Here is a 14,573-nt window from a genome sequence, read left to right on the forward strand (position 1 = left end):
TTCCGGCGAAGGCCGGAACCCAAGTCCGTCGCGTCGTGCTAACGCGGTTTCATCCGCACGGCATACAGGCAAATAAAAAGCCCGCCATCTGGCGGGCTCTCCGGAGCGAAAACGGTCAAAGCACGTCGCTCGCGTGATCGGCCAGGCGCGAGCGCTCGCCGCGCGCCAGGGTCACGTGCCCGCTATGCCCCCAGCCCTTGAAGCGGTCGACCACATAGGTCAGGCCGCTCGAGCCTTCGGTGAGATACGGCGTATCGATCTGCGCGATATTCCCCAGGCACAGGATCTTGGTGCCCGGGCCCGCGCGCGTGACCAGGGTCTTCATCTGCTTCGGCGTCAGGTTCTGCGCCTCGTCGATGATCAGGAACTTGTTCACGAAGGTGCGGCCGCGCATGAAGTTGAGCGACTTGATCTTGATGCGCGAGCGGATCAGGTCCTGGGTCGCGGCGCGGCCCCAGTCGCCGGCGTCGCCGTCGGACTTCATCAGCACTTCCAGGTTGTCGTCGAAAGCGCCCATCCAGGGCGACATCTTCTCTTCCTCGGTGCCCGGCAGGAAGCCGATGTCCTCGCCCACCGGCACCGTCACGCGGGTGACGATGATCTCGTTGTACAGCTTGGTCTCCAGCACCTGGGCCAGGCCCGCGGCCAGGGCCAGCAGGGTCTTGCCGGTGCCGGCCTGGCCGAGCAGGGTGACGAAGTCGCACTCCGGATTCATCAACAGGTTCAGCGCGAAGTTCTGCTCGCGGTTGCGCGCGGTGATGCCCCACACGTTGTTCTTGTTGTGGCTGTAGTCGCGCAGGGTCTCCAGCACGGCGGTCTTGCCGTTGATCTGCTTGACCTGGGCGTAGAAGGGCGAGTCGCCATCCTTCGGTTCCAGGTAGACGAACTGGTTCACCATCAGGCTGGGCACCACCGGCCCGGTGATGCGGTAGAAGGTCGAGGAATAGCCGTTGCGGTTCTCCTGCCACGACTCGATGTCCTTGCCATGGCTGTCCCAGAAGTCTTCCGGCAGCTGGACGATGCCCGAGTACAGCAGGTCGGTGTCTTCCAGCACATGGTCGTTGAAGTAGTCCTCGGCCGGCAGGCCCATGGCGCGCGCCTTGATGCGCATGTTGATGTCCTTGGACACCAGCACGATGGCACGGCCGGCCATTTCTTCCTCGAGCGCGCGCACCACGCCCAGGATCTGGTTGTCGGCCTTGCCCGAGGGCAGGCCTTCCGGCAGCGGGGCGGCGCCCAGCCTGGTCTGGAAGTACAGGCGGCCCTTGGCGTCCTTGTTGCCCAGCTTGGCCAGCGGGATGCCGGCCTCGATCGCGTCGTCGTCGACGTTGGCGATCAGGGCGTCGAGGGTGCGCGAGACCTGGCGCGCGTTACGCGCGACTTCCGACATCCCCTTCTTGTGGTTGTCGAGTTCTTCCAGGGTCATCATCGGCAGGTAGACGTCGTGTTCCTCGAAGCGGAACAGCGAGGTCGGGTCGTGCATCAGGACGTTCGTGTCGAGCACGAAGACCTTGGTGATGCCGGACTTGTCGGCCTTGCGGCTGGTGGACGACTTGACGGTGACTTCGACCGGCTTGTGCTTGGCTGGATGCGGCTGGTCGGCATCGGTCTCGCGCAGCTTGGCCACGGTGGCCGGGGCGCTGCGCTGGGTCTCGCCGCGTTCCGGCGCGGGCACGGCAGCAAGCGCAGGGGCCGGCGCGGCCTTCTTGCGCGGGCGAGTCTTGGGCGCAGGCACGGCCTGGCCGCTGATCAGCTCTTCGAGTTCGCTGTCGGTCTGGGTGGATGCGGGACGGACCGGCGACTTGCCGGGTTCCGCCTTCGGGTAATCTTTGGCCAGCAGCATGGTGGCTGGCTTGGTAGGCATTTTGGGCAGTGGCATCAGGGTCTCAATCTCAAAAAAGACGGGAAGGCCGAACACGCGCGGGCCACAGGGCCGCGCCGTCGTTCGGAATCGGTACTCGGGGAACTTGCTGCTTGCGAACGTGGCCCGGAATGTGCCCGGGCCGGCAGGCAGCCAGATTGGATTGATGCGGATGTGTTGCGGGTTGACTCAAAATAGGCGATAGCAATCCAGAAGTTGTTTACCTGGAGCCATCCTTTAAGGCTGGCTCTTCAAAAATTCCAGCACTTCGGCGACGTGATCATTGACTTTCACGCCACGCCATTCTTTCACCAATCGGCCTTGAGCGTCAATGACAAACGTACTGCGCTCGACCCCCCGTACCTGCTTGCCATACATATTCTTCATTTTCATGACATTGAACTGGTTGCAGACGGCCTCTTCCGGGTCGGAAATCAGTTCGAAGGGCAGGCCCAGCTTGCCTTTGAAGTTCTCGTGCGAGCGCAGCGAATCGCGGCTCAGGCCATAGATCTCGGCGCCCAGCGCCTGGAACTCGGGATAGGCTTCGCGGAAGTTGATGCTCTCGGTGGTGCATCCCGGGGTGTTGTCCTTGGGATAGAAGTACAGCACCGTGTACTTGGCGGGACGGCCGGCCAGCTCGAAGGTCAGGCCGCTGGTCATCGGCGCGGAGAAGGGGGCAATTGGTGCGGCGGTTGGGCTCTCGGCCACGGGCGTCTCCTGGGCAGTGGCAGCGCGGCGCGCTGCGCGTTCATCCTCCCTGGCGCGCAGGGAGCGGCAGTGCGCATGATAATCCCGCACCGCCACCGCAGGCTAGTCCCGGGCTGCCAAGGTAACAATTTTCGCCAAGATGGAGACGTGTTTCTTTATTTCAAGAGGCCTGCTCGATAATCAGCGCCAGGGTCACCTTGCGGCCTTCGCCCATCAGGATGTTATAGGTGCGGCAGGCGGCCTGGCTGTCCATGCATTCGACGCCGATGCGCAAGCTGGACAGGCTGGCGACCAGTTTCGGGTGCACGAAGCGCTGGCGCTCGCCGGTGCCGAGCACGACCACGTCCGGCGCGTCCTTGGCGATTTCCTCGAAATGGGCGTTCGTCAAATCTTCGAAACGCGCCACGTTCCAGGGGCGGGGCGGGACTTCGGGCATGACCGTAAGGCTGAAATCGAAGCGCTGGGCGTTGATTTCGACCCCCTTGGCGTCGTAACCGGTCACGGTCTGGTATTGTTGAGTGTTGTCGGAGTGGAGCTTCATTGTCGTGCTTTGTCAGAGGGCAGGGGATCGGTCATTGTACCGAAATCGGCAAGGTTGCTTGATTTGTGCGCTTGCGGCAGAATGGTATTTTTCGCACTGCAACATAACGCTTTCTTCCAGAGGATATCTTGCGACCGATTTCCAAATCAAACAAACTCGACGACGTTTGCTATGAAATCCGCGGCCCCGCCTTGGAAAAGGCGCGCCAGATGGAAGACGACGGGCAGAAGATCATCAAGCTCAACATCGGCAACCTGGCCGTGTTCGGCTTCGATCCGCCGGACGAGATCGTGCACGACATGATCCGCAACATGCAGGGCGCGGCCGGCTATACCGACTCCAAGGGCATGTTTGCGCCGCGCAAGGCGGTCATGCACTACACCCAGGAAAAGAACATCCAGGGCGTCGGCATCGACGACATCTACCTGGGCAACGGCGCCTCCGAGCTGATCGTGATGGCGATGCAAGGCCTGCTGAACAACGGCGACGAAGTGCTGGTGCCCGCGCCCGACTACCCGCTCTGGACCGCGGCCGTGAGCCTGGCCGGCGGCAGTCCCGTCCACTACGTGTGCGACGAGCAGTCCGGCTGGTTCCCCGACATCGAGGACATGCGCAAGAAGATCACGCCGAACACGCGCGCGATCGTCGTCATCAACCCGAACAACCCGACCGGCGCCCTGTACCCGCGCGAAGTGCTGCTCGAGATCGTGGAGCTGGCGCGCCAGCACCAGCTGATCGTCTACGCCGACGAGATCTACGACAAGACCCTGTACGACGAAGAAGAGCACGTCTCGATCGCCTCGCTCGCCGACGACGTGCTGTTCCTGACCCTGAACGGCCTGTCGAAGAACTACCGTTCCTGCGGCTACCGCGCCGGCTGGATGACGGTGTCGGGCGAGAAGCGCCACGCCAGGGGCTATATCGAAGGCCTGAACATGCTGGCCTCGATGCGCCTGTGCGCCAACGCGCCGGGCCAGTACGCGATCCAGACCGCCCTCGGCGGCTACCAGAGCATCGCCGACCTGGTGGGCCCGGGCGGCCGCCTGCTCAAACAGCGCGACCTCGCGCACAAACTGCTTACCGACATTCCGGGCGTGAGCTGCGTGAAGCCAAAAGCCGCGCTGTACATGTTCCCGCGCCTCGACCCGAAGATGTACCCGATCACGGACGACCAGCAGTTCATCTGCGAACTGCTGTCCGAGGAAAAAGTGCTGCTGGTGCAAGGCACCGGCTTCAACTGGATCGCCCCGGATCACTTCCGGCTGGTGTTCCTGCCCAATTCCGACGACCTGGCCGACGCTTGCGGACGCATCGCGCGCTTCCTCGACGGCTACCGACGGCGCCATGGACGCGCCTAGACTTCAACGAGAAACAACACCATGAAACCCATCAAAGTTGGCCTACTGGGGCTCGGCACTGTCGGTGCCGGCACCTTTAACGTTCTTCAGCGCAACCAGGAAGAGATCCGCCGCCGTGCCGGCCGCGGCATCGAAATTACCATGGCGGCAGTGCGCAATATTGAACGGGCACGCCAGCTGACCGGGAACAGCATTGAGGTGGTGGCCGACCCGTTCGCCGTGGTCAACCATCCCGACATCGACATCGTCGTGGAACTGATCGGCGGCTACGAACTGCCGCGCGAGCTGGTGCTCAAGGCGATCGCCAACGGCAAGCACGTGGTCACCGCCAACAAGGCCCTGTTGGCGCTGCACGGCAACGAAATCTTCGCCGCCGCCCAGGACAAGGGCGTGACGGTGGCCTTCGAAGCGGCGGTGGCCGGCGGCGTGCCGATCATCAAGGCGCTGCGCGAAGGCCTGACCGCCAACCGCATCGAATCGGTGGCCGGCATCATCAACGGCACCACCAACTTCATCCTGTCCGAAATGCGCGAGAAGGGCCTGGACTTCGCGACGGTGCTCAAGCAGGCGCAGGAGCTGGGCTATGCCGAGGCTGACCCGACCTTCGACATCGAAGGCGTGGATGCGGCGCACAAGCTGACCATCATGTCGGCGATCGCCTTCGGCATCCCGGTGCAGTTCGACAAGGCCTATATCGAGGGCATCAGCAAGCTGGAAGCGGCCGACATCCGCTATGCCGAGCAGCTGGGCTACCGCATCAAGCTGCTGGGCATCACGCGCCGCACCCGCACCGAAAGCGGCGACGGCATCGAACTGCGCGTGCACCCGACCCTGATCCCGGCCGCGCGCCTGATCGCCAACGTGGAGGGCGCGATGAACGCCGTGCTGGTGCAGGCCGACGCCGTCGGCGCCTCGCTCTACTACGGCAAGGGCGCCGGTTCGGAGCCGACCGCCTCGGCCGTGATCGCCGATTTGGTCGACGTGACCCGCCTGGCGACCGTGGACCCGTACTGCCGCGTGCCGCACCTGGCCTTCCAGCCGGGCGAGATGACCGACGTGGCGATCGTGCCGATGTCCGAGATCACCACCAGCTACTACCTGCGCGTGCACGTGAAGGACCAGCTGGGCGTGATGGCCGACCTGACCCGCATCCTGGCCGACGCCGGCATCTCGATCGACGCCGTGCTGCAGAAGGAGCCGGGCGACCAGACCGACCTCGACATCATCATGCTGACCCACCAGACGCGCGAGAAGAACATCGACGCGGCGATCGCCAAGATCGAGCAGCTGCCGGCGGTGATCAGCAAGGTCACCCGCATCCGTCTCGAAGCCCTGAGCTGATCCGGCGCCGCTGCGCGGCGAACATGATACGGAAACGACGGCCTGGGCCGTTTTTCCGTATCATTTTTTTTGCCCGGGTTTCGCCCAGGCCGCGTCAACAGATGGGCGGCATGTCCCACTGGACCGGTATCGTTCCCCGCACCGTATCGGGCAGGTGGCCGGGCAAATGGCGCTGTGGCTGGGCCTCGTCGTCGTCGAGGAGGGCGGTGGTCAGGAGGAGCAGATCCTGCTCGATGTGCTCGAACAGCGCGCTGGCGACGCTGGCGTAGCAAACGTGGAAGTTGGCGGAAGTCATCCGCGGATTCTACCTGCGCTGCACTGCAGCATGGCTCCGGAACGGGGCCTGCTTGAGCCATTTCAATCAGGTATTGTTTGAAACATACAGTTTGATTTCGCACGCCCGTCCAGCGCCACGATTCGTGTTCAATAGCGCGTCGCCAAGTGACATGGGTATCGAGACCTGCGACCGCAGGTATCCCTTCCGGCTACCGGATAATGAATGTGAGAAACAGCGTTTGTTTACCGGGGTCCGCCGTTGTACATTACGCACTCCCGTCCAGCGAACCTTTTTCAGCGAATTTGCGCATGAGCCAACCGAACCAGTTTTCCCTGCTGACGCAGCGCCGTTTTGGCCCCTTCTTCTGGACCCAGTTCCTGGGCGCCTTCAACGACAACTTGTTCAAGACCGCGCTGCTGGTCGTGCTGACCTATGACGCGCTGTCCTGGACCACGCTCGATCCGGCCCTGCTGAACAACCTGATCCCGGGCCTGTTCATCCTGCCCTTCGTGCTGTTCTCGGCCACCGCCGGCCAGGTCGCGGACAAGTTCGACAAGGGCCAGCTGGCGCGCTTCGTCAAGCTGCTCGAGATCGCCATCATGCTGGTGGCCTGCATCGGCTGGCTGACCCACACGCTGTGGCTGCTGGTGGCGGCCGTGGCCGGCATGGGCCTGCATTCGACCCTGTTCGGCCCGGTCAAGTACGCCTACCTGCCGCAGCAGCTCAAGCCCGAAGAACTGGTGGGCGGCAACGGCGTCATCGAGATGGGCACCTTCGTCGGCATCCTGCTGGGCGAAGTCGCCGGCGCCGTGCTGGTGGCCACCAAGCCTTTCGGCATCGAGCTGGTGGCGGGCGCCACCCTGGGCTGCGCGGTGCTGGGCTTGCTTGCCAGCTGGCGGATTCCGCCGTCGCCGGCCCCGGCGCCGGAGCTGAAAATCAGCCGCAACCCGTTTGCCGAATCGATCCGCAACCTGAACTTCTCGCGCCAGAACCGTACCGTGTTCCTGTCGATGCTGGGCAATTCCTGGTTCTGGTTCTACGGCGCGCTGGTGCTGGCGCAATTCCCGCTGTTCGCCAAGGACTACCTGCACGGCGACCACAGCGTGTTCGTGCTGCTGCTGACCGTGTTCTCGCTCGGGATCGGCGCCGGCTCGCTGCTGTGCGAGCGCCTGTCGGGCCGCAAGGTCGAGATCGGCCTGGTGCCCTTCGGCTCGATCGGCCTGTCGGTGTTCGGCATCGACCTGTATTTCGCCAGCAGCGCCTATGCCGGGACCGCCGCGGTGGACGCCTTCGCGCTGCTGGCCCAGCCGGGCGTGCCGCGCATCCTGGCCGACATCGTCCTGATCGGCATCTTCGGCGGCTTCTTCATCGTGCCGCTGTTCGCCCTGATCCAGACCCGCTGCGACCAGAAGCACGTCTCGCGCACCATCGCCGGCATGAACATCCTCAACGCCCTGTTCATGGTGGCCTCGGCCGGCGTGGCGATCCTGCTGCTGGGGCAGGGCTTCACCATTCCCGAAATGTTCCTGGTCACGGCCCTGCTGAACGCCCTGGTGGCGGTCTACATCTTCTCGCTGGTGCCGGAATTCCTGATGCGCTTCCTGGCCTGGCTCCTGATCCACACCGTCTACCGCGTGCGTACCGTGGACATGGCGCGCATTCCGGAACAGGGCCCGGCGGTCCTGGTGTGCAACCACGTCAGCTACGTCGACGCGCTGGTGATCGGCGCCGCCAGCCCGCGTCCGATCCGCTTCGTGATGGACCACCGCATCTTCAAGACGCCTTTCCTGAGCTGGCTGTTCCGCGCCGCCAAGACCATCCCGATCGCGCCGGCCAAGGAAGACCCGTGGGTGATGGAGAAGGCCTTCGTGGACATCGCCCATGCGCTGCACGACGGTGAACTGGTCTGCATCTTCCCGGAAGGGAAGCTGACCTCGACCGGCGAGATCAGCGAGTTCCGCGCCGGGATCGCCAAGATCGTCGCGCGCAGCCAGGTGCCCGTGATTCCGATGGCCCTGCGCGGCCTGTGGGGCAGCATGTTCACCCGCGACAAGACCAACCTGTTCGAGCGCCGCATCGAGCGCGGCGTGCGCTCCAAGCTGGCGCTGGCGGTCGGCCTGCCGGTCACACCGGACAAGGCCACGCCCGAGTACCTGCAGGAGCAGGTGCTGGCCCTGCGCGGCGACTGGAAGTAGGAGCCGGTCCTTTCATACGCATCTCCGGTGGGCTGAAAGCTGATTGAAAGCTTGAGGCCCATATAGTTGATCAAACAGCAGCGCACCGCGACTGCCACGATTACAACAACCGGAGACCTTATGAAGAAGTCGGCCCTCGCGCTCGCCGTCCTGGCAGCGCTTTCCCTGAACCAGTCCGCCAACGCCCAATCGAACGTCCAGGTCTATGGCCTGATCGACGCCGGCGTCGAAGTCGTCAACCATGCCGACGCCGACGGCGGCAGCATGGCGCGCGTCGTCTCGGGCGGCAAGAATACCTCGCGCTGGGGCCTGCGCGGCAGCGAAGACCTGGGCGGCGGCCTGAAGGCCGTCTATACCCTCGAAGGCGGCATCCTGATGGACACCGGCGCATCGGACGGCCCGCTGTTCAAGCGCCAGGCCAACGTCGGCCTGGAAGGCGGTTTCGGCCGCGTGATCATCGGCCGCTCCTTCACCACCACCTATGACCTGGTGATCAAGTTCGACCCGATGGGCTTCGCGCCCAACTATTCCTGGGCCACCACCGGCGGCGCCACCGGCCCGTCGAAATACGGCATGACCACCGCCTTCGACAACCTGGTCAAGTACACCGGCACCACCAAGTCGGGCGACAGCACCTTCACCTACGGCGCCAGCATCGGCCTGGGCGAACAGCCGGCCCACGAATCCGACGGCCGCAAGGTCGCGGTCGGCGGTTCCTGGTTCGCCAACGGCGTCGGCCTGATGGCGTCCTGGGAGCAGGTCAACGGCCTGACCCTGGCCGCCACCGGCCGCCGCGACCAGACCAATGTCTTCCACTTGGGCGCCGACTACAAGACCGGCCCGTGGCGCTACACGGCCGGCATGCGCGGCTACAAGCTGGAATCGGGCAAGGCGGCCACGCCGGACCTGCGCGCCGATACCTACTGGGGCGGCGTCAGCTTCGTGACCGGCAAGGCCACTCTGACCGGCGCCGTCTATCACATCAACACCAGGAACCTGCCGGCGGCGCGCGACGCCAACCCGACCATGCTCGTGGCGCGCATGCTGTACGCGCTGTCCAAGCGCACCGACTTGTATCTGTCGGCGGCGCACGCCAAGGCCGACAACGGCCAGCTGGTCGGCCTGTCGCGCGACGACGCGGGCATGGGCACGACGCAGACCGGCGTCACCGCAGGCATCCAGCACCGCTTCTGATGCGCAGGCGCGGACCCACGGTTCCGATGCACGCCATGACCATCCTGCGATTCCTCTCCAGCGCTTTGCTGTGCGCGGCCTGCATGGCAGGTTCCGCGCACGGCGGCGAGGCCGAGTGCATCGTGCCGTCCAAGCCGGGCGGCGCGATGGACCTGACCTGCAAGCTGGCGCGCAAGGCCCTGCCGGAAGGGCCGGGCGATCCCCGCTTGAGGCTGAGCTACATGCCGGGCGGGATCGGCGCCGTGGCCTGGCACGCGCTGGTCTCGCAGCGGCGCGCCGAGCCCGACACCCTGGTCGCGTTCTCCGGCGGCTCGCTGCTCAATCTCGCCCAGGGCAAGTTCGGCAAGGCCACCGCCGACGACGTGCGCTGGGTGGCCGCGCTGGGCGCCGACTACGGCATGATCGCGGTCCGCGCGGATGCGCCCTGGCGCAGCCTGGGCGAGCTGGTGGAGGCGATCCGGCGCGATCCGCAGGCCGTGCTGATCGGCGTATCCGGCACCATCGGCAGCCAGGACTGGATGAAGATGGCGCTGCTGGCGCGCCTTGCAGGCATCGACCCGAAGCAGCTGCGCTTCGTCGCCCTCGAAGGCGGCGGCGAGGGCTTTACCGCGATGGCCGGCGGCCACGTGCAGGCGATATCGGGCGACGCCTCCGAAGCCTCGCTGTACGCCGGCCCCGGCAAGGTGCGCGTGCTGGCGGTGCTGTCCGAAAAGCGCCTGCCGGGCGTGCTGGCGAAGGTGCCCACCGCGCGCGAGCAGGGCTACGACCTGGTCTGGCCGGTGATCCGCGGCGTGTGGATGGGGCCCGACGTGCCGGACGCCGACTACCGCCGCTGGGTCGCCGCCTTCGAGCGCATGCAAGCCGCGCCCGGCTTCGCGCGCCTGCGCGAGCAGGCCGGCCTGACTCCCTTTTCCCTCACCGGGGAGGCCCTGACCCGGTACATCAAGCAGGCAGTCACCGACTACAACCGGCAAGCCAGGCAGTTCAAGCTGGTACGCCAACACTAACGAAAAACACAAGGAGACAACATGAACATCAAGCACACCCTGATCGCCGCAGCCGTCGCCGCCTTCATCGCCGCCCCGGCCCTGGCGCAGGTGCCGGCCGGCTATCCGGCGGCCTACCAGCAGATCGTCGACGGCGCCAGGAAGGAGGGCAAGCTGGTCGTCTACGGCGCCACCGACAGCAAGGCCGCGCAGCCGCTGATCAAGGACTTCAACGTCCTCTATCCGGGCATCACGGTCGAGTACAACGACATGAACTCGACCGAAGTCTACAACCGCTTCATTTCCGAGAACGCGGCCGGCGGCGACACCGCCGACGTGCTGTGGTCCTCCGCCATGGACCTGCAGATGAAGCTCGCCGCGGGCGGCCATGCGATGCCGTACAAGTCGGTCGAAGCGGGCAAGATCCCGGGCTGGGCGGTGTGGAAGGACACGGCCTACGGCACCACCTTCGAGCCGGCCGCCTTCGTCTACAACAAGCGCCTGGTGACCGGCGCCGACATTCCGCAGACCCATGCCGACTTCGCGCGCATCATCGCGCAGCCGAAGTTCCAGGACAAGGTCACCACCTACGACATCGAGAAATCCGGCGTCGGCTTCATGTTCATCACCCAGGACGAGCGCGACTTCCCGCAGTTTAAGCCGCTGCTGCAAGCCTTCGGCACGGCCCGGGTGCGCGTGCAGTCCTCGACCGGCACCATGCTCGAGCGGATCTCGTCGGGCGAGAACCTGATCGGCTACAACGTGCTGGGCTCCTACGCGCTGGTGCGCGCCAAGACCGATCCCTCGCTGGGCGTGGTGCTGCCGAAGGACTACACCCTGATCATCTCGCGCGTCCAGTTCATCAACAAGGCGGCCAAGCATCCGAACGCCGCCAAGCTGTGGATGGACTACCTGCTGTCCAAGCGCGGCCAGACCGTGATCTCCGACGCCTCGAAGCTGTATGCGATCCGCGCCGACGTCACCGGCGAGACCACCTCGAGCGACTTGATCAAGATGGTGGGCGAGAAGAACATCAAGCCGCTGCCGGTCAGCCCGGCCGTGGCGGAATACCTGGATCCGGCCATCCGCATGGCCTTCCTCAAGGAGTGGAAAGCCACCGCCGGCAAGAAGTAAGAAGCGCGGTTCCCATGGCGGGCCGCCGGCCCGCCGATTTGCTGCCTGATCGGATCTCCCCATGTCTACCTTCTCCCTGCCTGGCGCACGCCTGCCGTCGCGGGCCGCGCCGCATGCGCCCAAGGCGCGCAAGCCGCGCCTGAACTGGCCGCGCGCCATCGTCGTCCTGCTCGCCTGCCTGGCGATCTTCCTGCCGCTGTTCCTGGTGTTCTACCAGAGTGTCCTGACGGCGCCTTTCTTCATGCCGGACAAGGCGCTCGGCCTGGACGCCTACCGCTTCATTTTCGACGACAGCGACTTCTGGATGGCCTTCAAGAACGGCCTGCTGCTGGCCACCGGCCTGGCCGTGATCGCCGTGCCGCTGGGCGGCATGCTGGCCTTCCTGATGGTGCGCACCGACCTGCCGGGCCGCGGCTGGATCGGGCCGCTGCTGCTGGTGCCGATCTTCGTGTCGCCGATGGTCATGGGCTTCGGCTATGTGGTGGCGATGGGCCCGGTCGGCTTCTATTCGACCTGGGTGCACGGACTGATCGGCGTGGTGCCCTGGAACGTGTATTCCTTCACCAGCATCGTCGTGATCGCCGGCCTGACCCACGTGCCGCACGTCTACCTGTACGCCTCGTCCGCCCTGAAGAGCCTCGGCTCGGACGTCGAGGAGGCGGCGCGCGTCTCCGGCGCTTCGCCGCTGCAGGTGATGTTCAACGTCTCCCTGCCGATGATCATGCCGGCCCTGGCCTATGCCGGCGTGCTGGTGTTCTTCCTCGGCTTCGAGGTGTTCGGCCTGGTGCTGGTGCTGGGCGACCCGGAAGGCCACCTGGTGCTGGCCACCTACCTGTACAAGCTGACCAACAAGCTCGGCACCCCGTCCTACCACCTGATGGCGGCCGTCGCCGTGTGCCTGGTGGCGGTGACCATGCCGCTGGTGATGCTGCAGCGCTGGCTGCTGAAGTCGGCCAACAAATACGTCTCGATCAAGGGCAAGGGCGCGCGCCAGAAGCCGCTCGCCCTGGGCAAGTGGAAGTGGCTGGCGCTGGCCCTGCTGGGCGGCTGGGTCGCGGTCACCATCGTGGTGCCGCTGTCGGGCATCGTGCTGCGCTCCTTCGTCCAGTACTGGGGCGAGGGTGTGAACCTGGCCGACGTCCTGACCCTGCAGCACTTCCGCGACATCTTCGAACAGCACTCGCTGGTGCGCGGCATCATCAATACGATCCTGATCGGCGTGATCGGCGGCGCCCTGGCCGTGGTCTGCTACACCGCGATCGCCCTGGCCATGCACCGCAAGCCGGACGGCGTGACCCGCCTGCTCGACTACAGCGTGCTGGTGCCGCGCGCGGTGCCGGGCCTGCTGGCCGGCCTGTCCTTCCTGTGGGTCTTCCTGTTCGTGCCGAGCTGGCTGGACGAGATCCTCAAGGGCATGGACAGCGGCATCGCCACCTGGCTGTCGGAACACTTCATTCCCCAGTTGCGCCAGCTGCGCTCGACCATCTTCGCCCTGTGGCTGGCGTATTCGGTGGTCTGGCTGGCCTACGGCATGCGCCTGGTCTCGACCTCGCTGCTGCAGGTCGGCCCGGAACTGGAAGAGGCGGCGCGCGCTGTCGGCGCCAGCCGCGGCCGCGTCACCCGCGACGTCACGCTCCCGCTGATCAAGTACGGGATGCTGGGCGCCTGGCTGATGGTGTTCCTGATCTTCGAGCGCGAATACTCGACCGGCGTCTACCTGCTCACGCCCGGCACCGAGGTGATCGGCGCCATGCTGGTCTCGCTGTGGGCCGGCGGCTCGACCGACCTGGTGGCCGCGCTGTCCTTCATCAATATCACGCTCGTGGCCATCGGCCTGGGCATCGCGCTGCGCTTCGGCGTCAAGCTGCACAACTAATCAATCTGCGAGACATCTATGAACGTTTTGACCGTCAACGACCTGCATCTCGACTACGGCAGCGGCGCTTCCGCCAATCCGATCCTGAAAGGCGTGTCGATGCACCTGCAGCGCGGCGAAGTGGTGGCGCTGCTGGGGCCCTCGGGCAGCGGCAAGACCACGCTGCTGCGCGCCGTGGCCGGCCTGGAAAGCCCGAAGTCCGGCACCATCGACATCGGCGAGCGGCGCGTGTTCGACGGCGCCGCCCGGCTCGAACTGCCGGCCGAGGCGCGCAGCCTGGGCCTGGTGTTCCAGTCGTACGCGCTGTGGCCGCACAAGACCGTGTTCGACAACGTGGCCTACGGCCTCAAGCTGCGCAAGATGGCGGCGCGCGAGATCGAGCCGAAGGTGCGCGAGGTGCTGGAACAGCTCGGCCTGGGGCACCTGGGCGAGCGCTATCCGCACCAGCTTTCGGGCGGCCAGCAGCAGCGCGTGGCGATCGCGCGGGCGCTGGTGTACAACCCGCCGGTGATCCTGCTCGACGAGCCGCTGTCCAACCTGGACGCCAAGCTGCGCGAAGAAGCGCGCGCCTTCCTGCGCGAACTGATCGTGCGCCTGGGCTTGTCGGCCCTGATGGTGACCCACGACCAGGCCGAGGCGATGGCGATCGCCGACCGCATCCTGCTGCTCAACAACGGCAGGATCGAGCAGCAGGGCACGCCGCAATCGATGTACGAGTCGCCGGAGACCCTGTTCACGGCCGAATTCATGGGCAGTAACAACCGCCTGCCGGCGCAGGTGGTGGGGCGCGAGGGCGATGCTGCGCGTCTGCAGGTCGAGGGCATGCAGCTGAAGGCCACCGCGCGCGGCGCCGCCGGAGGGAAGGCCGATGCCGCGGCCCTGATCCGCGTCGAGGAGGTGCGGATCGGCCGCGCTCCGGTCGACAACGGCATCCAGCTGCCGCTGTCGACCTGCATGTACCTGGGCGACCGCTGGGAGTGCCTGTTCAAGGGCGAGGCGGCCAGCGTGCGCGCCTACTCCAAGCACCGCATCGATCCGGGCCAGTACTGGCTCGAGATGCCGGCCGAGAAGCTTTGGGTGTTCTGAGTCCGCCGCCGCCAGG

Annotated in this window: 12 protein-coding genes; 8 read left to right on the forward strand and 4 right to left on the reverse strand. The window is 65.6% G+C overall.

Features of this window, described 5'->3' with window-relative positions; genetic code table 11:
• Positions 1–115: 115 nt before the first annotated feature.
• The 3 genes from J8847_RS04075 to J8847_RS04085 all read right to left on the reverse strand — a co-directional run bounded on the left by J8847_RS04075 (position 116) and on the right by J8847_RS04085 (position 3,110).
• Positions 116–1,879 (reverse strand): PhoH family protein, encoded by a 1,764-nt coding sequence (locus J8847_RS04075; protein WP_211523401.1) that lies wholly within the window; start codon positions 1,877–1,879, stop codon positions 116–118.
• Between the two features lie 219 nt (positions 1,880–2,098).
• Positions 2,099–2,569, reverse strand: coding sequence for a peroxiredoxin (locus J8847_RS04080; RefSeq protein ID WP_373888804.1), 471 nt, complete (start codon positions 2,567–2,569; stop codon positions 2,099–2,101).
• Positions 2,570–2,729: 160 nt separating this feature from the next.
• Entirely contained in the window at positions 2,730–3,110 is a 381-nt protein-coding gene (locus tag J8847_RS04085; protein WP_211523402.1) for an Mth938-like domain-containing protein, read from the reverse strand.
• 128 nt (positions 3,111–3,238) lie between these two features.
• Between J8847_RS04085 and J8847_RS04090 the strand changes: the two genes are divergently transcribed.
• Positions 3,239–4,468 carry a pyridoxal phosphate-dependent aminotransferase gene (locus tag J8847_RS04090; RefSeq protein ID WP_211523403.1) on the forward strand — a complete coding sequence of 410 codons (1,230 nt, stop codon included), beginning with the start codon at positions 3,239–3,241 and terminating at the stop codon, positions 4,466–4,468.
• A 21-nt stretch (positions 4,469–4,489) separates the two neighbouring features.
• The gene (locus J8847_RS04095; protein ID WP_211523404.1) at positions 4,490–5,809 is read left to right on the forward strand and encodes a homoserine dehydrogenase; all 1,320 of its coding nucleotides are present in this window, start codon (positions 4,490–4,492) and stop codon (positions 5,807–5,809) included.
• A gap of 94 nt (positions 5,810–5,903) precedes the next feature.
• Here J8847_RS04095 and J8847_RS04100 read toward each other — a convergent pair whose 3' ends face one another.
• Positions 5,904–6,104 (reverse strand): hypothetical protein, encoded by a 201-nt coding sequence (locus J8847_RS04100; protein WP_211523476.1) that lies wholly within the window; start codon positions 6,102–6,104, stop codon positions 5,904–5,906.
• 290 nt (positions 6,105–6,394) lie between these two features.
• On the opposite strand from J8847_RS04100, the gene J8847_RS04105 reads away from it, so the two are divergent.
• The 6 genes from J8847_RS04105 (at position 6,395) to J8847_RS04130 (ending at position 14,557) form a co-directional block, all read left to right on the forward strand.
• On the forward strand, positions 6,395–8,281 hold the full coding sequence (locus tag J8847_RS04105; protein ID WP_211523405.1) for an MFS transporter: 1,887 nt from the start codon (positions 6,395–6,397) through the stop codon (positions 8,279–8,281).
• A 120-nt stretch (positions 8,282–8,401) separates the two neighbouring features.
• A complete protein-coding gene (locus J8847_RS04110) occupies positions 8,402–9,475 on the forward strand; it encodes a porin (protein ID WP_211523406.1) in 1,074 nt (357 codons plus the stop codon).
• 35 nt (positions 9,476–9,510) lie between these two features.
• Complete coding sequence (locus tag J8847_RS04115) at positions 9,511–10,482, forward strand: tripartite tricarboxylate transporter substrate binding protein (protein WP_211523407.1); 972 nt, start codon at positions 9,511–9,513, stop codon at positions 10,480–10,482.
• A 21-nt stretch (positions 10,483–10,503) separates the two neighbouring features.
• Positions 10,504–11,595 carry an ABC transporter substrate-binding protein gene (locus J8847_RS04120; protein ID WP_211523408.1) on the forward strand — a complete coding sequence of 364 codons (1,092 nt, stop codon included), beginning with the start codon at positions 10,504–10,506 and terminating at the stop codon, positions 11,593–11,595.
• A 61-nt stretch (positions 11,596–11,656) separates the two neighbouring features.
• Positions 11,657–13,471, forward strand: a complete 1,815-nt coding sequence (locus tag J8847_RS04125; protein ID WP_211523409.1) for an iron ABC transporter permease — start codon at positions 11,657–11,659, stop codon at positions 13,469–13,471.
• 18 nt (positions 13,472–13,489) lie between these two features.
• Entirely contained in the window at positions 13,490–14,557 is a 1,068-nt protein-coding gene (locus J8847_RS04130) for an ABC transporter ATP-binding protein (protein ID WP_211523410.1), read from the forward strand.
• Positions 14,558–14,573 lie beyond the last annotated feature (16 nt).

Origin of the sequence: Massilia sp. AB1 (assembly GCF_018119385.1) — a bacterium.
Lineage (GTDB): Bacteria > Pseudomonadota > Gammaproteobacteria > Burkholderiales > Burkholderiaceae_D > Telluria.